The sequence below is a fragment of the Amycolatopsis deserti genome, from assembly GCF_014653945.1.
Classification (GTDB): domain Bacteria; phylum Actinomycetota; class Actinomycetes; order Mycobacteriales; family Pseudonocardiaceae; genus Amycolatopsis_E; species Amycolatopsis_E deserti.
In genome coordinates this window covers 126907-145393 of record NZ_BNAU01000006.1, presented here as the reverse complement: position 1 = coordinate 145393, position 18487 = coordinate 126907, and the positions used below count along the sequence as shown (strand labels likewise).

The 18487-nt window shown below is 71.4% G+C and carries 19 protein-coding genes, 1 tRNA gene and 1 pseudogene; 8 read left to right on the top strand and 13 right to left on the bottom strand.

The window, feature by feature from the left end; all coding sequences use genetic code 11:
• Positions 1-22: 22 nt before the first annotated feature.
• The 6 genes from IE290_RS24555 to IE290_RS24530 form a co-directional block, all read right to left on the bottom strand.
• Positions 23-1204 carry a serine/threonine-protein kinase gene (locus IE290_RS24555; protein ID WP_191247048.1) on the bottom strand — a complete coding sequence of 394 codons (1182 nt, stop codon included), beginning with the start codon at positions 1202-1204 and terminating at the stop codon, positions 23-25.
• Between the two features lie 3 nt (positions 1205-1207).
• Positions 1208-2674, bottom strand: a complete 1467-nt coding sequence (locus IE290_RS24550) for a peptidoglycan D,D-transpeptidase FtsI family protein (RefSeq protein WP_191247047.1) — start codon at positions 2672-2674, stop codon at positions 1208-1210.
• Complete coding sequence (locus tag IE290_RS24545) at positions 2671-4167, bottom strand: FtsW/RodA/SpoVE family cell cycle protein (protein WP_191247046.1); 1497 nt, start codon at positions 4165-4167, stop codon at positions 2671-2673. The genes IE290_RS24550 and IE290_RS24545 overlap by 4 nt, the downstream gene beginning before the upstream one ends.
• Positions 4167-5495, bottom strand: coding sequence for a PP2C family protein-serine/threonine phosphatase (locus tag IE290_RS24540; RefSeq protein WP_191247045.1), 1329 nt, complete (start codon positions 5493-5495; stop codon positions 4167-4169). The genes IE290_RS24545 and IE290_RS24540 overlap by 1 nt, the downstream gene beginning before the upstream one ends.
• Complete coding sequence (locus IE290_RS24535) at positions 5492-5959, bottom strand: FHA domain-containing protein FhaB/FipA (RefSeq protein WP_191247044.1); 468 nt, start codon at positions 5957-5959, stop codon at positions 5492-5494. Before IE290_RS24535 ends, IE290_RS24540 begins: the two co-directional genes overlap by 4 nt.
• Before the next feature lie 124 nt (positions 5960-6083).
• Positions 6084-7295, bottom strand: a complete 1212-nt coding sequence (locus IE290_RS24530; RefSeq protein ID WP_191247043.1) for an FHA domain-containing protein — start codon at positions 7293-7295, stop codon at positions 6084-6086.
• Positions 7296-7424: 129 nt separating this feature from the next.
• On the opposite strand from IE290_RS24530, the gene IE290_RS24525 reads away from it, so the two are divergent.
• Positions 7425-7507: transfer RNA gene (locus tag IE290_RS24525), tRNA-Leu, on the top strand.
• Positions 7508-7962: 455 nt separating this feature from the next.
• Here IE290_RS24525 and IE290_RS24520 read toward each other — a convergent pair.
• Positions 7963-8283, bottom strand: coding sequence for a hypothetical protein (locus tag IE290_RS24520; RefSeq protein WP_191247042.1), 321 nt, complete (start codon positions 8281-8283; stop codon positions 7963-7965).
• Between the two features lie 13 nt (positions 8284-8296).
• The gene (locus IE290_RS24515) at positions 8297-9196 is read right to left on the bottom strand and encodes a serine/threonine dehydratase (protein ID WP_191247041.1); all 900 of its coding nucleotides are present in this window, start codon (positions 9194-9196) and stop codon (positions 8297-8299) included.
• A 73-nt stretch (positions 9197-9269) separates the two neighbouring features.
• On the opposite strand from IE290_RS24515, the gene IE290_RS24510 reads away from it, so the two are divergent.
• Positions 9270-10151: a LysR family transcriptional regulator gene (locus IE290_RS24510; protein ID WP_191247040.1), complete on the top strand. Its 882-nt coding sequence runs from the start codon at positions 9270-9272 to the stop codon at positions 10149-10151.
• Here IE290_RS24510 and IE290_RS24505 read toward each other — a convergent pair.
• A complete protein-coding gene (locus IE290_RS24505) occupies positions 10144-10518 on the bottom strand; it encodes an FKBP-type peptidyl-prolyl cis-trans isomerase (protein ID WP_191247039.1) in 375 nt (124 codons plus the stop codon). The genes IE290_RS24510 and IE290_RS24505 overlap by 8 nt on opposite strands.
• A 62-nt stretch (positions 10519-10580) precedes the next feature.
• Positions 10581-11132: a helix-turn-helix domain-containing protein gene (locus IE290_RS24500; RefSeq protein ID WP_191247038.1), complete on the bottom strand. Its 552-nt coding sequence runs from the start codon at positions 11130-11132 to the stop codon at positions 10581-10583.
• Positions 11133-11176: 44 nt separating this feature from the next.
• On the opposite strand from IE290_RS24500, the gene IE290_RS24495 reads away from it, so the two are divergent.
• Both IE290_RS24495 and IE290_RS24490 read left to right on the top strand, forming a co-directional pair.
• Positions 11177-11854 carry a B3/B4 domain-containing protein gene (locus tag IE290_RS24495; protein WP_191247037.1) on the top strand — a complete coding sequence of 226 codons (678 nt, stop codon included), beginning with the start codon at positions 11177-11179 and terminating at the stop codon, positions 11852-11854.
• Positions 11851-12891 (top strand): trans-sulfuration enzyme family protein, encoded by a 1041-nt coding sequence (locus IE290_RS24490; protein ID WP_191247036.1) that lies wholly within the window; start codon positions 11851-11853, stop codon positions 12889-12891. The genes IE290_RS24495 and IE290_RS24490 overlap by 4 nt, the downstream gene beginning before the upstream one ends.
• Here IE290_RS24490 and IE290_RS24485 read toward each other — a convergent pair.
• Positions 12876-13298, bottom strand: a complete 423-nt coding sequence (locus IE290_RS24485) for a PPOX class F420-dependent oxidoreductase (RefSeq protein ID WP_191247035.1) — start codon at positions 13296-13298, stop codon at positions 12876-12878. The two genes, IE290_RS24490 and IE290_RS24485, sit on opposite strands and share 16 nt — an antisense overlap.
• Before the next feature lie 140 nt (positions 13299-13438).
• Between IE290_RS24485 and IE290_RS24480 the strand changes: the two are divergent.
• From IE290_RS24480 to IE290_RS24470, 3 genes and pseudogenes are all read left to right on the top strand, one after another.
• A pseudogene (locus tag IE290_RS24480) lies at positions 13439-14209 on the top strand (macrolide family glycosyltransferase); the annotation flags it as partial.
• A gap of 238 nt (positions 14210-14447) precedes the next feature.
• Positions 14448-14786, top strand: coding sequence for an ArsR/SmtB family transcription factor (locus tag IE290_RS24475; protein WP_191247034.1), 339 nt, complete (start codon positions 14448-14450; stop codon positions 14784-14786).
• Positions 14783-15271: an SRPBCC family protein gene (locus IE290_RS24470; RefSeq protein ID WP_191247033.1), complete on the top strand. Its 489-nt coding sequence runs from the start codon at positions 14783-14785 to the stop codon at positions 15269-15271. Before IE290_RS24475 ends, IE290_RS24470 begins: the two co-directional genes overlap by 4 nt.
• Here the strand turns inward: IE290_RS24470 and IE290_RS24465 are convergent.
• Both IE290_RS24465 and IE290_RS24460 read right to left on the bottom strand, forming a co-directional pair.
• Positions 15268-16119 carry a class I SAM-dependent methyltransferase gene (locus IE290_RS24465; protein WP_191247032.1) on the bottom strand — a complete coding sequence of 284 codons (852 nt, stop codon included), beginning with the start codon at positions 16117-16119 and terminating at the stop codon, positions 15268-15270. The two genes, IE290_RS24470 and IE290_RS24465, sit on opposite strands and share 4 nt — an antisense overlap.
• A gap of 45 nt (positions 16120-16164) precedes the next feature.
• A complete protein-coding gene (locus IE290_RS24460) occupies positions 16165-16905 on the bottom strand; it encodes a FadR/GntR family transcriptional regulator (RefSeq protein WP_191247419.1) in 741 nt (246 codons plus the stop codon).
• A 75-nt stretch (positions 16906-16980) separates the two neighbouring features.
• Here IE290_RS24460 and IE290_RS24455 point away from each other — a divergent pair, with 75 nt between their 5' ends.
• Positions 16981-18462 carry an ABC transporter substrate-binding protein gene (locus tag IE290_RS24455; RefSeq protein WP_191247418.1) on the top strand — a complete coding sequence of 494 codons (1482 nt, stop codon included), beginning with the start codon at positions 16981-16983 and terminating at the stop codon, positions 18460-18462.
• Positions 18463-18487: the final 25 nt, after the last annotated feature.

The window sequence follows — 18487 nt, the reverse complement described above, 5'->3', positions numbered from 1 at the left end:
CGTTCCGTCCAAGGTGTGCTCATCATGCCTCGTAGGTCGTCTCTTCGGGGGGAGGGAGTTGCCGCGTGCCGGGAACCATGTCGGTCGTGCCGACCTGGCCGCCCGGAATCCGGCCGGTCCCGCTGCCGCCACCCCAGTCGGGCAGGAGCACCAGCAGGACCACCACGATCCCGGCCACCAGCAGGGCCAGCAGCACCCACACGGCGATCGGCACCCGCCGCCGCGGTGGCACCGGCATCGGCAGCACCCCGCTCGGGTGCGGCACGCCGGGTGGGCTGACCGGCTGCATCGCCGGCTGCGAAACCGGGCCGACGGCTGCCACCGGGCCGACGACCGGGGCATAAGTCTGCACCAGTCCGGACGGCGTCGGTAACGCGTGCCCGTTGCGGACCGCGGCGATGGCGGCCGCGAACTCGCCGCCGCTGTTGTAGCGCTGCCTCGGGTCCTTGACCAGGGTCGCCTCGATGACCGCGCGGGCGTGCGGTGGCACGTCGGGCGGCAGCGGCGGCGGCAGGTCGCGGATGTGCATCATCGCGACCGTCACCGCGTTCTCGGACAGGAACGGCCGGTGCCCGGCCAGGCACTCGTACCCGCACACGGCCAGCGAGTACACGTCGCTCGCCGGTTCCGCGTCGTGGCCGAGCGCCTGCTCCGGCGCGATGTAGTGCGCGGTGCCCATGACCATGCCGGACCTGGTCACCGGCGCCGCGTCGGCGGCCTTCGCGATGCCGAAGTCGGTGATCTTCACCGTGCCGTTCGGGGTGACCAGGATGTTGCCCGGCTTGATGTCCCGGTGCACCAGCCCGCGTTCGTGCGCGGCCTGCAGCGCGTTGCCCGCCTGCTCGAGGATGTCCAGCGTCCGGTCGGCCGCCAGCCTGCCCTCGCGCATCAGGATCCCGGCCAGCGGCTCGCCGTCGACGTGCTCCATCACCAGGTAGGCGATCGCGTGCTCGCCCGCGACCGTCTCGCCGTAGTCGTGCACCGCCGCGATGCCGGGGTGGTTCAGCGAGGCCGTCGTGCGCGCCTCGGTGCGGAAGCGGTGCAGGAACTCCGCGTCCTGGGACAGCTCGGCCTTGAGCACCTTCACCGCGACGATCCGGTCCAACCGGGTGTCGCTGGCCTGCCACACCTCGCCCATGCCGCCGACGGCGATGCGGTGGACGAGCCGGTAACGATCGGCCAGGAGCTGACCGGTGGACAGCATGCGCTACCCACCCCCGAGCTGGGCGTTGATCGCGGCACGGCCGATCTCGGCGGCCACGGTGCCACCGGTGGCCTCCAGGCCGCGGTTACCACCGGACTCGACGATCACCGCGACGGCGATCTGCGGGTCGGCGGCCGGCGCGAACGCGGTGTACCAGGCGTGCGGCGGGGTGGCCTTCGGGTCGGTGCCGTGCTCGGCGGTACCGGTCTTGGACGCGATCTGGATGTTGCCGCGCTTGCCGCCGCCCTTGGTGTTGGCCTCGGAGGCGATCATCATGTCGCGCAGCACGGCCGCGTTCTCCGCGGACAGCGCCGGCGTGCCGGTCAGCTCCTGCGGCGAGAAGGTCTCCAGGTCGGACAGGTCCGGCGCGAGCAGCTTCTTGATCAGCTGCGGCTTCATCGCCATGCCGCCGTTGGCGATCGTGGCGGACAGCATCAGGTCCTGAAGCGGGGTCAGCCGCACGTCGCGCTGGCCGATGCCGCTCTGGTACAGCGCGGCCTGCGAGTCGAGGTCGCCCAGGCTGGAGGGCGCCACGTTCATCGGGATCGACAGCGGCGCGCCGATGCCGAAGTTGACCGCGGTCTGACGCAGCTTGTCCGCGCCCAGCTGGCCGGCGAAGGTGGCGAACGGCACGTTGCAGGAGTGGGCCAGCGCGTCCTTGAACGTGGTGCCCGGGCAGGCCGCGCCGCCGTAGTTTTCCAGCGTGACGTTGGTGCCCGGCAGCTTGACGTTCGGCGCGTTGCTCACCGGGGTGTCGGCGGTGGCGCCGTTCTCCAGCTCGGCCGCCGCGACCAGCAGCTTGAACGTCGACCCCGGCGGGTAGGTCTCCGAGATCGCCCGGTTCAGCATCGGGTTCTTCGGGTCGTCGTTGAACCGGGTCCACGCCTCCTGCTGCTCGGTCCCGTCGTGCGAGGCGAGCGCGTTCGGGTCGTAGGAGGGCGTGGAGACCATCGCGAGGATCTCGCCGGTCTTCGGGTTCATCGCCACCGCGGCGCCGGTGTAGCCCTTCGACGTCATCGCGTTGTAGAGGGCCGACTGCACGGCGGGGTTGATGGTCAGCTGGACGTTGCCGCCGCGCGGGTCCCGCCCGGTGACCATGTCCGACAGGCGGCGCACGAACAGCCGCGGGTCCTCGCCGTTGAGGATTTCGTCCTCGGCGCGCTCCAGGCCGCCCGAGCCGTAGCGCACCGAGTAGTAGCCGGTGACCGGCGCGTACATCGGGCCGTCGGTGTAGCGGCGCTCGAACTTCAGCTTGTCGTTGGTGGCCACCACGTCGGCCAGCACCTGTCCGTCGTACTGGGACACGATGCTGCCGCGCTGCCGGGAGTACTGGTCCAGCAGCACGCGCTGGTTGCGCGAGTCGGTGCGGTAGTCGTCGGCCTTCACCACCTGGATGTAGGTGATGTTGACCAGCAGCAGCACCACCATGGTGATCATGGCGATGCCGACGCGGCGCATGGGCTTGTTCATGCCGTCGGTTCCCCTGTCGCGTTGCCCCCGGCCGGCGGCCGCTGCACCATCACCGTGTGCGCCTCGGCCAGCGGAGCCTGTTGCTGCGGCTGCTTGGGCCGGGGTTTCTGGGCAGGCCGCCGCGCCGCGTCCGAGATCCGGAGCAGCAGGGCGATCAGGATGTAGTTGGCCAGCAGCGACGAGCCGCCGTAGGACAGGAACGGCGTCGTGATACCGGTCATCGGGATCAGCTTCGTCACCCCGCCGACGATCACGAACACCTGCATGACGATCGCGAACGACAGGCCGCAGCCGAGCAGCTTGCCGAACGTGTCCCGCACCGCCAGCGCGCTGCGCATGCCGCGGGTGGCCAGCAGCAGGTAGACCATCAGGATCGCGGCGAGGCCGACGAACCCGAGCTCCTCGCCGAGGCCGGCGGTGATGAAGTCGGTGTTGGACTCCGGCACGATCTCCGGGCGGCCGGCGCCCAGCCCGGTGCCGCCGACCCCGCCGGTGCCGAGGCCGAACAGGCCCTGCGCGATCTGGTAGCCGCCGCCCGGGTCGGAGTAGGTCTCCAGCGGGTCGATCCAGTTCGCCACGCGCTGCTCGACGTGCGTGAACAGCTGGTAGGCGATCAGGCAGCCGAGGATGAAGAAGCTCAGCCCGGTGACCACCCAGATCGCCCGCTCGGTGGCGACGTAGAGCATCACCAGCACGATGCCGAAGATCAGCAGCGAGGTGCCCAGGTCCTTCTCGAACACCAGGACCAGCAGGCAGACCCCGGCCGCGATGAGCAGCGGGCCCAGGTCACGCGCGCGCGGCAGCTCGACGCCGAACACCTTCCGGCCGGCGATCATGAACAGGTCGCGCTTGGCCACCAGGAAGGAGGCGAAGAAGATCATCAGCAGGATCTTCGAGAACTCCGCGGGCTGGATGGAGAAGCCGGGCAGCTTCAGCCACACCTTCGCGCCGTTGACCTCGGACAGCGAGCTGGGCAGCAGTGCGGGCAGCGCCAGCGCGACCATGCCGACCAGGCCGGCGGTGTAGCCGTAGCGGGTCAGTGTCCGGTGGTCCTTGACGATGATCAGCACGGCCAGGAACAGCGCCAGCGCGAGCGCGGTGAACAGCACCTGCTTCGGCGCGTCCGCGGTGAAGTCCGAACCGGACTGGGTGGCCTTCTCCGCGTTGGCCAGGTCGATCCGGTAGATCATCACCAGGCCGAGGCCGTTGAGCAGGGCCACGCACGGCAGGATCAGCGGATCGGCGTAGGCCGCCCACTTGCGCACGGCCGCGTGGGCGACCGCGAACAACCCCAGGTAGGCCAGCCCGTACCAGACGATCGACCAGGACAGCTCCTGCTCCTGGTTGGCCTGCACGAGCACGAACGCGCAGGTGACGATGAACGCGGCGAAACCCAGCATGGCCAGTTCCGTGCCACGCCGGGTCGGCATGTCCCGCGGGGGGTTGGTCGCGTAGAGGGCGGCTGCCGGATCGGACAGCGATGGCTGGCTCATCAGCCACCGCCACCTGGCACCGTCGTCGTCGCGCAGTCCCTCCCCGCCTGCTGGCTCGTCGATTCGCTCGGCACCGTGGGGACGCCGGGAATGGTGGTCTGGGTGCAGTCCCGCAGCGTCTTGTAGCGCAGGAAGTTGTCGATGTAGTCGCGTGCGTCGGCCAGGCTGTCCTTCTTCACGCCGTTGCGCACCGCGGCCTGCGCGTCCTGCTGCAGCTGCGGCACGGTCAGCTTGTCGCACACCTGGTCACCGGACGGGCACGAGCCCTCGGCCTGCTGGTGCAGCGGGACGCCGAGGATGCTGCCGGGCACGCCACGGAAGATCGCGACCTCCTGGTTGGCGCCCTCGCCGACGTAGTACTGGCTCAGCACGAAGTAGCGGGTCGCGATCGCGCCCGCGCCGAGCACCACGAGCACCAGCAGGATGCCGACGATCCAGCGCCACTTGCGGCGTTTCTTCGGCTCTTCCGGCGGCGCGATCATCTGCGGCGGCGGTGGCGGGGGCGGCTGGGTCAGCGCGCGGGCCCTGGCCGCGGGGGAGTCGCCCTGGAGTTCGTACTGGTCGCTGCCGTCACCGGCGGCGCCGCCCACGATCGGGGCGTTCTCGCCGTAGTCGACGTCCACCACGTCCGCGACGATGACCGTCACGTTGTCGGTGCCGCCGCCCTTGAGCGCCAGCTCGATCATGCGGTCGGCGCAGTCCTGCGGGTCCGGGATGCGGATCGCCTCGGCCAGCGTCTCGTCGCTGACCATGCCGGACAGGCCGTCGGAGCACAGCAGGTACCGGTCGCCGGCGCGGGCTTCGCGCACGGTCAGGCTCGGCTCGACCTCGTGCCCGGTGAGGGCCTTGAGCAGCAGCGAGCGCTGCGGGTGGGTCGCGGCCTGGTCGGCGGTGATGCGGCCCTGCTCGAGCAGCTCGTTGACGAAGCTGTCGTCGCGGGTGATCTGCGTGAGCTGGCCGTTGCGGAACAGGTAGGCCCGCGAGTCGCCCACGTGGACCATGCCCAGGCGCGAGCCGGAGAACAGCATCGCGGTGAGCGTGGTGCCCATGCCGTCGAGGTCCGGGTCGTTCGCCACCAGCTCGCTGATGGCCGCGTTGCCGCCGGCCACCGCGTCTCTGAGCATGGTCAGCAGGTCGTCGCCGGGCTCGTCGTCGTCGAGCGGGGCGAGGGAGGCGATCACGACCTTGCTGGCCACCTCACCCGCGGCATGGCCACCCATGCCGTCGGCGAGTGCGAGCAGGCGGGGACCCGCGTACACCGAGTCCTGGTTGCTGGACCGCACCAGGCCACGGTCGCTGCGGGCCGCGTAGCGAAGAACGAGTGTCATGGGCGAAGCTCGATCACCGTCTTGCCGATCCGGATGGGGACACCGAGCGGAACTCGGAGGGGTGCAGTGACCTTAGCCCGGTCCAGGTAGGTGCCGTTGGTCGATCCCAGATCTTCCACGTACCAGTCCGTGCCGCGCAGCGACAGCCGGGCGTGCCGGGTCGAGGCGTAGTCGTCGTCCAGCACCAGGGTGGAGTCGTCGGCGCGGCCGATCGTGATCGGCCTGCCGTCGAGCGTGATGCGCGTGCCGGCCAGCGCCCCGTGGGTGACGAGCAGCTGGCGGGGCGTCTTCGCGCCGCCCCGCGGCTTCTTCTGCTCCTTGGCCCGGCGCAGCCCGGGCATCGCCACCTTGAGGCCCGACGCGGCGTACAGATCCGAGCGCACCACCCGAAGGGCGGCCAGCACGAACAGCCAGAGCAGCACGAGAAAGCCCACTCTGGTGAGTTGAACGACCAGCTCCGGCACGTGTCTCCGCCTTCTGTTCTCCCGACCGTGGCACGCGTGCGCCGCGGCGTCCCGCAGGAGTCATTCTGCGGGACACGGGATTTCGGGTGCGAACCCGGTCAGGCGCAGGTTACCGGCGCGCGTGTCAGCCCTGCGTGCGGAACACCAGCGAGGAGTGACCGACCCGGATCACATCGCCGTCCGCGAGCTGCCAGGTCTGCACCGGGGTGCCGTTGACCGTGGTGCCGTTCGTGGAGCCGATGTCGGCGAGCGTCGCGCTCTGGCCGTCCCAGGTGATCTCCAGGTGGCGGCGGGAGACCCCGGTGTCGGGCAGGCGGAAGTCCGCGTCCTGGCCGCGGCCGATGACGTTGCCGCCCTGCTTGAGGGTGTAGTTCCGGTTCGAGCCGTCGTCGAGCTGCAGGACCGCCTGGACCTGACGGCCGGCGCCCGGAGCGGCCGGCGGCGGGGCGTAGCCCTGCTGCGCGTACGGGTCCGGCGCGCCCTGCGGAGGCCCGTAGCCACCCGGCGGGGTGCCGTAGCCCGGCTGCTGCGCGTAGCCCTGGTCGTAACCCGGCTGCTGGCCGTAGCCGCCCTGGTCGTAGCCGGGCTGCTGCCCGTAGCCCTGGTCGTACCCGCCCTGGGGCTGGCCGTAGCCCTGGTCGTAGCCGGGCTGCTGCGCGTAGCCCTGGTCGTAACCCGGCTGCTGGCCGTAGCCGCCCTGGTCGTAGCCCGGCTGCTGCCCGTAGCCGCCCTGGTCGTACCCGGGCTGCTGGCCGTAGCCCTGGTCGTAACCCGGCTGGCCATAGCCACCCTGGTCGTAACCGGGCTGTCCCTGCTGTCCGTAGCCGTACTGGCCCTGCTGGCCGTACGGGTCACCCTGGTCGTATTGGCCTTGGCCGTAGCCGGGGGGCTGGCTCATTGCTGGGTCTCCTGCGTTGCTGGGTCGTGCTGACCGTCCTGCACCCGCGACGTTACGCGCGCTGACGTCGGGGTCGACGGATGAACGGGTCTTGAATTGTCCAGTATGCAGCGCGTCGTTGCGCTCGAGCGAAACTACGACGTCACCATAGGTGTCCCAACCGTGTTCGGCGAGGTGCTCCTTGACGGCTTCCGTGAGCACCCGGGTGACGCGCAACTCATCGCCGGCCATCCGGTCGTAGTCCGTCGGCCCCAGTGACACGGTGTAGTGGTTGGGGGCGAGCAGCCTGCCACCGGCCAGCTCACGAACGTTGTCCTCACCTTCGCGTTCCAGGGCCTGCGCCACCTCTTGCGTGACGACGTTGCCGCCGAACATGCGTGCGAAGGTGTTCCCCACCAGGGATTCCAGGCGTCGATCGAAGCGCTCAACGCGGCCCACGAACCCCTCGCCTCCTTCGCACCATGTGCTTTCGCATCGATCCTATCGGGATCCGCGCCCTTCGACACGACCCCCGGTGAAGGGCCCCGAACCGGCCTGCTAAAGTTCCTTTCGCTGTCGCAGCAACTCGGGCGAGTGGCGGAATGGCAGACGCGCACGGTTCAGGTCCGTGTGTCCGAAAGGACGTGAGGGTTCAACTCCCTCCTCGCCCACCCGATGACCCGGGCTCTGGAATTCCAGGGCCCGGGTTTTTTCGTTGCGCAGGTCCGGCTGCTGTTGATCGGTGTTCTTCGTCGCGGTGGGGCGCGGCCCGCGCCGTGGGTGTCAGCCAGCTCACCAACCACGAGTCCCCGCTGCGGCAACTGGACCGCAAGCTCGGGCGGCGCACCGGTCGCCCGATCGTGGTCATCGTGCGGGGCCGGTCCAGCTGTTCCTCGTGGGAGAGCACGATCACGGACGGCACGACGCGTCCTTCGTGGTTCAGCCAGTCCGCCGACAGGCCGAACACCCGCCGCGGCCCTCCGAGTCGAAGTACTTGTTGTAGCCCATGCCGTGCGGCACGACCATCAGCGGCGCCTTCACCTTGTGCAGGTCGCCGCCGTGGTGTTGTGCACGATCGCCAGCACGGTGCGCACACTGCTTCACCCGACCGACACGACCGGTGATCTCAGAAGCTGATGTTGCCGTGGACGTCCCGCGCCTGCACGACGTTGCCGTGGACCGTCCCGGAGATCTGGTTGTTCGCCCCGTCCCCGTGCTGGCTCCACGCCTCGCGCAGCGCCTCGGCGAACCGCGGGTCCTCCCGGCCGGCCTGGTCGAGACGCTCGGCCAGGACCTCGACGGTCTCCGGCGCCTCGGGCGTGGCGGTCTCCAGCACCGCGGTCGCCTCCGGGTCGTCGGCGAACCGTCGCTTGATCAGCTCGTACAGGCCCTGCACGGCCTTCGTCGCCGCGGCGGTGGCGATGGACACCAAGATCGGTTCCGGCATGATCCCAGCGTAGTCACGGCGTCCAGTCCGCGTTGGCGCCGCAGAGCAGAACGCACGGCATCTCCCCGGGCACGGCCCCGGCCAGCCACGCCGCGAACGGCACCGCGGCCGCCGGTTCGACGGCCAGCCGGAACTCCTCCCACAGCCGGTCCCGCGCCGCGACGATCTCCGCCTCGCCGACCACCAGCGACCGCACGTCCGGCCCGGACAGCACCGCGAACGGCACCTCGCCCACCCGGGTCGCGCCCAGCGCGGACGCGGCGATCGAGTCCACCTCCGCGTCCACCGGGTGACCGGCGGCGAGCGCCTGGTGCAGGCACGAGCACCGCTCCGGCTCGACCGCGACCGTCAGCCGCCCGCCGGAGCCGAGCGCCACACCGGCCGCCAGCCCGCCGCCGCCCACGGCCACCGCGATCGAGTCCACCTCGGGCGCGTCGGCGACGATCTCCGCCGCCACGGTGCCCTGGCCGGCCACCACGACCGGGTCGTTGTACGCCTCGACATAACGCACGCCGGGAGCGGCGGCGGCTTCGTGAGCGGCGGCCGCCGCCTCGGCGTAGCGCGTGCCCGCCCGCACCAGCCGGGCACCGGCCGCCTCGATCCGCCGGGCCTTGCTCGCCGGCACACCCTCCGGCACGAACACCGTCGCGGGCAGGCCGAGGATCGACGCAGCCGTCGCAACCCCGATGCCGTGGTTGCCGCCGGAAGCGGTGACCACTCGTTCCGGCCGCTCGCCCGTGAGCAGGGAGTTCAGCGCGCCCCGCAGCTTGAACGAACCGGTGCGCTGCAGGTGCTCGAGCTTCAGCACGAGCGGACGGCCGTCGACCTCGGCGCGCAGGATCGGGGTGTGGCGGACGTACGGGCGGATGCGCTCCGCGGCACTGGCGACGTCGGGGACGACGGTGGTTGTCATGTCTCCACTGTGCGCATCCCGGCCGTAAGCCGCCAGCGCTTTCCGATTGCCCGGCATTAGCGATACTTACGGCATGCTCGTCGCCGAACGGCTGCGCGTCCTGGTCGAGGTCGCCCACGCCGGATCCATCGCCACCGCGGCGCGGAACATGGGCTTCACCCCCTCCGCGCTGTCCCAACAGCTGGCCCGGCTGGAGCGCGAGGCCGGGTGCGCGCTGCTGGACCGCCGCGCGACCGGCACCGTGCTCACCGAGGCCGGGCGGCGGCTCGTCCGGCACGGCGAAGCGATCGTCGGGGAGCTGCGGGAGGCGGAGCAAGCGCTTGCGGCCCTGCGCGACGAGCCGCCCGCCGCGTTGACCGTGGGCACCTTCGCGACTGCGGGGCAGGTGCTGTTGCCGCAGGTCGTGGGGGAGTTCCGGCGCGCACACCCGGCGACCCGGCTGCGGCTGGTGGACCTGGAACCGCCGGACGGTTACGACCTCGTCGTCTCCGGCGAACTCGACCTCCTGATCACCCACCGCTACCCGGGGCGGCGACTACCGCCGGCGCGCGGCCTGACCCGGGTGCCGCTGCTGGCCGATCGGCTGCGGCTGGTGCTGCCCGCCCACCACCCGGCGGCGCGGACAGACGAGGTGAAGCTGCTCGACCTCGCCGACGACGACTGGATCTCGGCCGACCGCCCGTGCCTGGACCTGCTGGCCGCCAAGGACGGGGTGGAGCCCCGGATCGCGTATGAGACCCGGGACTACGGGGCGATCCTCGCGCTGGTGCGCGCCGGGCTGGGCGTGGCGCTGGTGCCGGCGAGCGTGGTGCGCGGCGCCGCCGGGATCGTGGTGCGCGACCTGGCCGGGAGTGCGCTGGACCGCGAGGTCTACGCGGTCCACCGCCCCCGGCCGGCCGCGCACACCTCGGCCGTGGTCGGCCTGCTGACGCGGGTGGCGTCCCGCCTCAGTTGACGCCGACCAGGTCGACCACGAAGACCAGCGTCTCGCCCGGCTTGATGACGCCGCCCGCGCCGCGGTCGCCGTAGGCCAGGTGCGGCGGGATGACCAGCCGTCGGCGGCCGCCGACCTTCATGCCCTGCACACCCTGGTCCCAGCCGGGGATGACGTGCCCGGCGCCGAGCGGGAAGCGCAGCGGCTCACCCCGGTTCCAGGACGCGTCGAACTCCTCGCCGGTCGAGTGCGAGACCCCGACGTAGTGCACGGACACGACGTTGCCCGCGGCGGCTTCGGCGCCGTCGCCGACGGTGAGGTCGGTGACCTCCAGCTCGGCCGGGGGCGGCCCGGTCGGCTTGTCGACCTCGGGGCGTTCGAGTGCCATGCGTCTTCCTCCCTGTCGTTGCGGTCGCTGCACGGTACCCACCGGCCGCGGGGGACGCATGTTCAGCTCGGCACCACGACCACGCCGACGTAGTCGACCGGCACTTCGCCCAGGTTGGCGTAGCTGTGCGGCTCGTCGGCGGTCATCCGGGCGGTCGATCCGGCCGGCACGGTGACGGACCGGTCGCCGACACCCAGGTGCAGCTCACCGGACAGGACGTGGATGAGTTCGTGGGTGCCCGGGGCGTGCCCCTCGCTGTCGTGCCGTTCGCCGGGTTCGAGGTGCCAGCGCCACAGCTCGGCCGGCGCGGGCGCGTCGGTGCCGGACAGCAGGCGGCCGGTGCCGCCGGAGGGGCCTTCCCACAGCACGGTGTCGGTGTCGGTGACCGAGATCGCGGGTGGTTCGCCGCCTTCGAGCAGTGCGGTGAGCGAAACGCCGAGCGCGTCGCTGACCCGGATCAGCGTGGCCAGGTTCGGGTTGCCGCGGCCCTGCTCCAGTGCCACGACCACGCCCTTGCTCAGCCCGGCGCGAGCGGCCAGGGCGTCCATGCTCCACTGCCGCGCCGAGCGGTGGGCGCGGATGTTGCGGGCGAGGACGGCGGCGGGCTCGGTCATGGTCGGTCACTCTACTGCACCGCACGGATGGTTAGAATGACCGGATGAGCGACGTTCTGCACGGGATCCGGGTGGCGCCGGAGGTCTTCGCGCTGCGGCCGGACTTCGCGGTCCTGGCCGTCGTGGTCGAGGGCCTGCCCAGCGGTCCCAGCGACGAGGACTCCGCCAAGGCGCTCGCCGTCGCGGCCGAATCGGCCGGTGACGATCCGCACGTCGAGGCGTGGCGCGAGGCGTACCGCGCGTTCGGCGCGAAGCCGAACCGCACCCGGCCCTCGGTGGACGCCCTGCTGCGCCGCGCCGGTGCCGGGCTGCCGCAGGTCAACCGGGTGGTCGACCTCTACAACGCGGTGTCGGTGCAGCACCGGCTGCCGGTCGGCGGCGAGGACCTCGACTGTTACGTTGGGTTGCCGCGGCTGGTCCGGGCGCGGGGCGACGAGGCCTTCGACACCGTTCGGGGCGGCGAGCCGGACACCGAGGTGGCCGACGCGGGCGAGGTCGTGTGGCGGGACGACGCCGGGGTGACCTGCCGTCGCTGGAACCACCGCCAGTGCGTGCGCACCCGGCTGCGGGAGGACAGCGAGCGCGGTCTGTTCCTGCTGGAACGGCTCGAGCCGATGTCGCTGGACGCGCTGTCGGACGCGGCCGACGACCTGGTGTCGCGGCTGACCGCGCTGGCCCCGGGCGCCACGGTGGCCCGCAAACTGATCAGGGAGAACGCGTGAACCTCGACGACCTCGCCCCGCGCACGCGCGCGGTGGCCGCCGGACGGCCGGACGAACCGGGTGAGCCGCTGAACACGCCGCTGGTGCCGGCGAGCACCTACCTCGCCGGGGCGGGCTTCAAGTACGCGCGCGAGGACGGCACGCCGACCTGGGTGGCGCTGGAGGAGGCCGTCGGCGCGCTCGAAGGCGGGCACGCGACGGCGTTCGCGTCCGGTATCGCGACCGCGGCGGCGGTGCTGGACCTGCTGGACGTGGGCGCCGAGGTCGCCGTGCCGGTCTACAGCTACGCGGGCACCCGGGGGCTGCTCGACCACGCGGCGGGCAAGGGGCGGCTGAAGGTGCGGCGCATCGAGCCGTCCGACCGGGAGGGCTGGCTGGCCGCCGCTCGCGAGGCCGACGTGGTGTGGGTCGAATCGCCGACCAACCCGACGCTCGATCTGATCGACATCGCGCCGCTGACCGGGCAGCGCGCGCGGGTCGTGGTGGACAACACGTTCGCCACCCCGCTGGGGCAGCAGCCGCTGTCGCTGGGCGCGGACATCGTCGTGCACAGCGCGACCAAGCTGATCGGCGGGCACAGCGACCTGCTGCTCGGCCTGACCATCGCGGCCGACGCGGGCGTGGCGCAGGAGCTGCGCGACGCTCGCACCCGCAACGGCGCGACCCCCGGGGCGCTGGAGGCGTGGCTCGCGCTGCGCGGGCTGCGGACGCTGCCGGTGCGGCTGGCCGAGCAGTCGCGCACCGCGGCCCTGCTCGCCGAGCGGCTCGGCGAGCACCCGGCGGTGACGAAGGTGCGTTACCCCGGCCAGGGCACGATGATCGCGTTCGACCTGGCCGACGCGGCCGCCGCCGACCGCCTGTGCGCGTCGCTGCGGCTGATCCGGCACGCCACCAGCCTCGGCGGGGTGGAAAGCATCGTCGAACGCCGCGCCATGTGGCCGGGCGACGCGCACGTGCCGGCCGGCCTCGTGCGGTTCAGCGTCGGGCTGGAAGACCCCGAAGACCTCTGGCGGGACCTGGCTCAGGCGCTGACCTGAGCCCGCCGGACGAGCGGGTCCGGGTCCAGGTGCCAGGCGTGCACGACACGCGGGTGGATCCGGATCCGCTCGTTGCTGAACCACGGGCCGCCGTAGGCGGGCGGCTCGATGCCGGTGATCAGTTCGGCCGTGCCGCGGATCTCGATGCCCCGCCCCCAGCCGGGTTTGATCGCGCCGGGCTCGTCCGGCGTCATGTCGTCGACGACGAACGAGACTTCCGGGTTCTGCTCCAGGTTGCGCCACTTCTGGCTCTTGCTGAGGTCCGGGCCGCCGATGTCGATCGTGCCGTCGTCGTTGAGCTGGAACCCCAGCGGCCGCACCTGCGGACGCCCCTTCGCGTCGACGGTGCCCATCCGGCCGAGGCGCTGGCTCGTCAGGTAAGCGCGTTCGCGCTCGGTGAAGATCATGGAGCCCACGGTAGAACCTTCAGATAACTGGAGGTCAACGCAGCCACGTCCTGCCCAGCCTCGAGGTCATCCGGGAACTGGTCGCCCGCGGCCACCGGGTCACCTACGCCAACGACTGGCCGTCCGATCCGATCGCCGCGATGGGCGTGTTCCTCGACGACCAGATCCAGGCTCTTCCGCAGCTGCGCGCCGCCTACGACGCGGATCCGGCCGATCTCTACCTCTACGACATCGGCGCGTACGCCGCGCGTGCCCTGGCCGAATCGCAGGGCCGGCCGTTCGTGCAGTTGTCGCCGACCTTCGTGGCCTGGAACGGCTACGAAGAGGAGGTCGCCAAGCAGTTGTGGGCACTGCCGGGCGCCGACGCGCACCGGGCGAAGTTCGCCGAGTGGCTCGCCGGGTGCGGTGCGACCACTTTGGACAGCGACGTCTTCTCCGGCCGTCCGCCGCGGGCATTGGCGTTGATCCCCCGTGCGATGCAGCCGAGCGCCGACCGGGTGGACGACAGCGTGACCTTCGTCGGCCCGTGCCTCGGCGCCCGCGCGGACGAGGGCGGCTGGACGCGGCCCGCGGACGCCGAGAAGGTCCTGCTGGTGTCGCTCGGCTCGGCCTTCACGCGGCAGGCCGGGTTCTACCGGGAGTGCCTCGCCGCGTTCGGGGACCTGCCCGGGTGGCACGTGGTGCTGCAGATCGGCAAGTACGTCGACCCGGCCGACCTCGGGGACGTTCCGGCGAACGTGGACGTCCGGTCCTGGGTGCCGCAGCCGGCGATCCTGGCGCGGGCCGACGCTTTCGTCACGCACGCGGGCATGGGCAGCAGCGCCGAGGGGTTGCACGCCGGCGTGCCGATGATCGCTGTGCCGCAGGCCGCCGAGCAGTTCATGAACGCCGACCGCCTGGTCGAACTCGGCGTGGCCCGGCGGATCGACACCGCGGACGCGACGGCCGACCTGCTGCGGAGCAGCCGAACTCGTCGCCGACCCCGAGGTCGCCCGCGCGTCGGCCCGACTGCGGGACGAAACCCGCGCCGAGGGCGGTTCGCCCCGGGCGGCCGACCTCCTCGAGGAGCTGCTCGGCTAGCTGTCGCGGCACAGCTGGTGGCTCCGGACCCCTTGCCACGCGCCCACACAGCCACTAACGTACAACCATGTGGTTGTAAGTCACCTCGACGACGCGGAGATCGACCGGATCTTCCACGCACTCGCGGACGCCACCCGCCGCGACATCGTCACCCGGGTGCTCCGGAGCGAGGAGTCGATCTCGCGGCTGGCCCGGCGGTACGACATGAGTTTCGCCGCCGTGCAGAAGCACGTGGCGGTGCTCGAGCGGGCGTCGCTCGTCGTCAAGCAGCGGAGCGGGAGGGAGCAGCTCGTGCACGGCAATCCCGAGGTCCTGCGCAAGGCGGCCCGCCTGCTCGACGAATACGAACAGATCTGGCGCCACCGCGCCCAGGCCATCGCGGACATCCTGTCCGAGGAGGACGAATGACTGTCATCAGCTCGCACAAGGACACCGAGGCGTTGACCCTCACGATCGTCGCCGAGTACGACGCGGCGCCGGACCGCGTGTGGCGCGTGTGGGAGGACCCGCGCAAGCTCGAGCGCTGGTGGGGCCCGCCGACCTGGCCGGCGACCTTCGAGCAGCACGACTTCAAGGTCGGCGGCCGCTCCCGCTACTTCATGACCGGCCCGGACGGCACGAAGTCCCGCGGCTGGTGGGAGATCACCGCGGTCGACGCCCCGCGCCGGCTGGAGTTCGACGACGGGTTCGCCGACGACAAGGGCGAGCCGAACAGCGAAATGCCGGTCATCCACTGCGCGGTCACCCTCGAGGCGAACGGCTCCGGCACCCGGATGACCACGGTCAACTCCTTCGACAGCCTGGAGCAGCTGGAGAAGCTGATCGAGATGGGCATGGAGGAGGGCATGAAGCTCGCCGAGGGCCAGATCGACGCCATCCTCGCCGAGGACTAGTTCCGGAACTCCCAGAGGATCATCGACGGCACTCCGGCGCCGGCGGCCCGCGCGGCCGCCGGCGCCAGTCCGGCCAGCGACCACGGCCACGCCTCCCACGGTCCCGCTTCCGAAGCCGGGATTTCCCGCGACGGCGCCACCGGTTCCTCACACCGGAGCAGGTCGAACCCGGCGGCGAGCGCGGCCCGCAGGTAGTCGCCGGTGCGGTGGCAGTGCGAACGGACCCGGGCCGGGGAACCGTCCGCGCGGCGCACCGCCGGGACGTGCCCGCGCGCCACCTGCTCGGGGTGCACGTCGGCGATCACCAGGCGTCCGCCCGGCCGCAGCACGCGGGCGAACTCCGCGAACACCGGGCGCAGGTCCGGCACGTGCGTCAGCGCGAGCGAGCACGTGACCAGATCGACCTCGGCGACCGGCAGCGCGGTGAGGCTCCCGAGGTGGAATTCCGCGTCCGGCAAGCGTTTCCGGGCCTGGTCGAGCATCCCGGACGAGCCGTCCACCCCGATCACCCGGTGCCCGCACTCAGCGAGCACCGCGGCCACACGACCGGTTCCGCAGGCCGCGTCCAGGGCGACGCCGGGGGACATCGCACCGGCGATGGACCGCACGAACGGCTCGTCGAAGTCGAAAGCCGGATTGGGCGAGTCGTACGTCGGCGCCCAGAGGTCGTAGCCCTCGGCGGGATCGATGTGCGTGACCTCCACGCCGTCCGGGGACTCGTCCAGCAGGTGCTGGATCTCGGCCAGACGTTCCGCGACGAACGCGCGGTCATGCTCGCCGCGGAAGGATCGCAGCAGCGCCAGGCCTTCCAGCCCGACGACGTAGGCCAGCGGATGTTCGTACGCCACGCCCGGACGGTAACGATCAACCGACGACGGGGGCCACGGATTTTCTCAGTCCAGCAGGTGTTCCAGCACGATCCGCTCGTCGGCGCTCACATACTCCGCGTAGTAGTCGTACAACGCGCGCCGCGCCAGCCGCGCCGCCAGCGGGCCGTCGCCGTCCTCCACCGCGCGCAGCACTTCCTTGTGGTGCGCGACCGACGCCTCCATCAGCGCCTGCCGGTTCGACGAGTTCTCCAGCTTGCCCGCGATCAGGTCCAGCACCACGCCACGCACGACGTTGCCGCACACCACGATCAGCGTGTTCCGGCCCGCCCGCGCGACCACGTCGTGGAAGGCGACGTCGGCGCGGCTGAAGGTGGCGTAGTCGTCCAGGCTCTCGGTCATCGCCGCCAGCGCCGCACGCAGCTCCGCCAGGTCCTCCTCGGTGCGCAGCTCCGCGGCCAGCCGGTAGGCCGAACCCTCCACGATCATCCGGAACTGCAGCAGCTCGGCCAGCCCGAGCGTCTCCGCGCGCGCCAGCCGGTCCAGCGACTTCCGCAGCCGCGCCGGTGACGCGGGCAGGATTTCCGGCCCGCGTGGATCACCGGGGCGCGACCGGATCACCTCGCCGGCCTGCAGCACCCGCAGCGCCTCCCGGATCGTGGAGCGGCTGACGCCGAACTGGGCCATCAGCTCGCGTTCCCCGGGCAGGCGCTCGCCGGGCCGGAGCCGGCCGGTGAGCACGGCCTGCTCGATCTGTTCCACGATCCGCTCGTACGCGCGGACCGGGCTGACCGGCTCGAACTCCATCGTCGTCTTGACCTTCACCCCGTCTGGTGCAAACCTAGGCTACTGGTCGGACCAGCATACTGACTCGGGGTGAGGATGAAAGTCCGAATTTCCGCGGCACTGGCGCTTCTGCTGGTGATCTCGGCCTGCTCCGCCGGGTCCACGGCCTCGGTCGGATCGGGCCCGGACACCCTCGCCGTCGGGTTCACCGCCGAGCCGGCCAACTTCGACTTCACCCGCACCGACGGCACCGCCATCCCGCAGGCCCTGCTCTACAACGTCTACGAGGGCCTGGTGAAGCTCGACTCGAGCGGCAAGATCGTGCCGCTGCTGGCCCGGTCCTGGACGGTGAGCGAGGACCGGCGCACCTACGACTTCCAGCTCCAGCCCGGGGTGAAGTTCAGCAACGGCGCGCCGTTCACCGCCGCGGACGTGAAGTTCTCGATCGACCGGGTCAAGACCGACTGGACGATCTCCATCAAGTCCAAGATGGACGTCGTGGACCACGTCGAGGTGGTCGATCCGCTGCACGCCCGCGTGGTGCTGAAGAAACCCAGCAACGGCTGGCTGTTCGACATGACCGGCCGCGTCGGCGCGATGTTCAGCCCGACCGGGGTCGCGGACCTGGCGAACACGCCGGTCGGCACCGGGCCGTACCAGGTCCAGTCCCGGCGGCGCGGCGACTCGATCGTCCTCGCCGCGAACCCCGCCTACTGGGGCAGGTCACCGGCCTACAAAACCGTGATCCTCAAGTACATCAAGGATCCGACCGCCCTGAACAACGCGTTGCTCAGCAACGGCATCGACGTCATCGCGCAGATCACCGCGCCGGACTCGATCCCGCAGTTCGAGAACGACACCCGCTTCACCGTCCTGCAGGGCACCACGAACGGCGAGGTCGTGCTCTCCTTCAACGGCGCCAAGGCCCCGTTCAACGACGTGCGCGTCCGCCGCGCGCTGACGCTGGCGATCGACCGGAAGGCGTTGCTGGACACCGCCTGGGCCGGCCGCGGCACGGTGCTCGGCAGCATGGTGCCGCCCACCGATCCCTGGTACGAGGACCTCTCCGGCTACTACCCGCACGACCCCGCGCGGGCCAAGGCGCTGCTCGCGGAGGCCGGGCAGTCGAACCTGTCGATCCGGCTGCGCATCGCGAACCTGCCCTACGCCACGGCCGCCGCGCAGGTCGTCGCCTCCGACCTGGCCGACATCGGCGTCCGCGTCACGATCGAGCCACTGGACTTCCCGGCGGTGTGGCTCAAGCAGGTCTTCACCGACCACGACTTCGACGCCTCGATCGTCCAGCACGTCGAGGCCCGCGACATCACCACCTTCGGCAACCCCAAGTACTACTGGGGCTACGACAACCCGCAGGTCAAGCAGCTGATCGCGGCCGCGGACGCGGGGACGCCCGAGGAGCAGGCCGCGAACATGCGCCAGGTCGCCCGCACCATCACCGCCGACGCGGCTGCCGACTGGTTGTTCCTGTACCCGAACGTGGTGGTGGCGAAGAAGAAGGTGACCGGGCTGGCCGCCAACCAGGTCAGCGAGTCCTTCGACCTGACGGGACTTGGCTGATGGGGGGTCTGGGCTGATGGGAGGT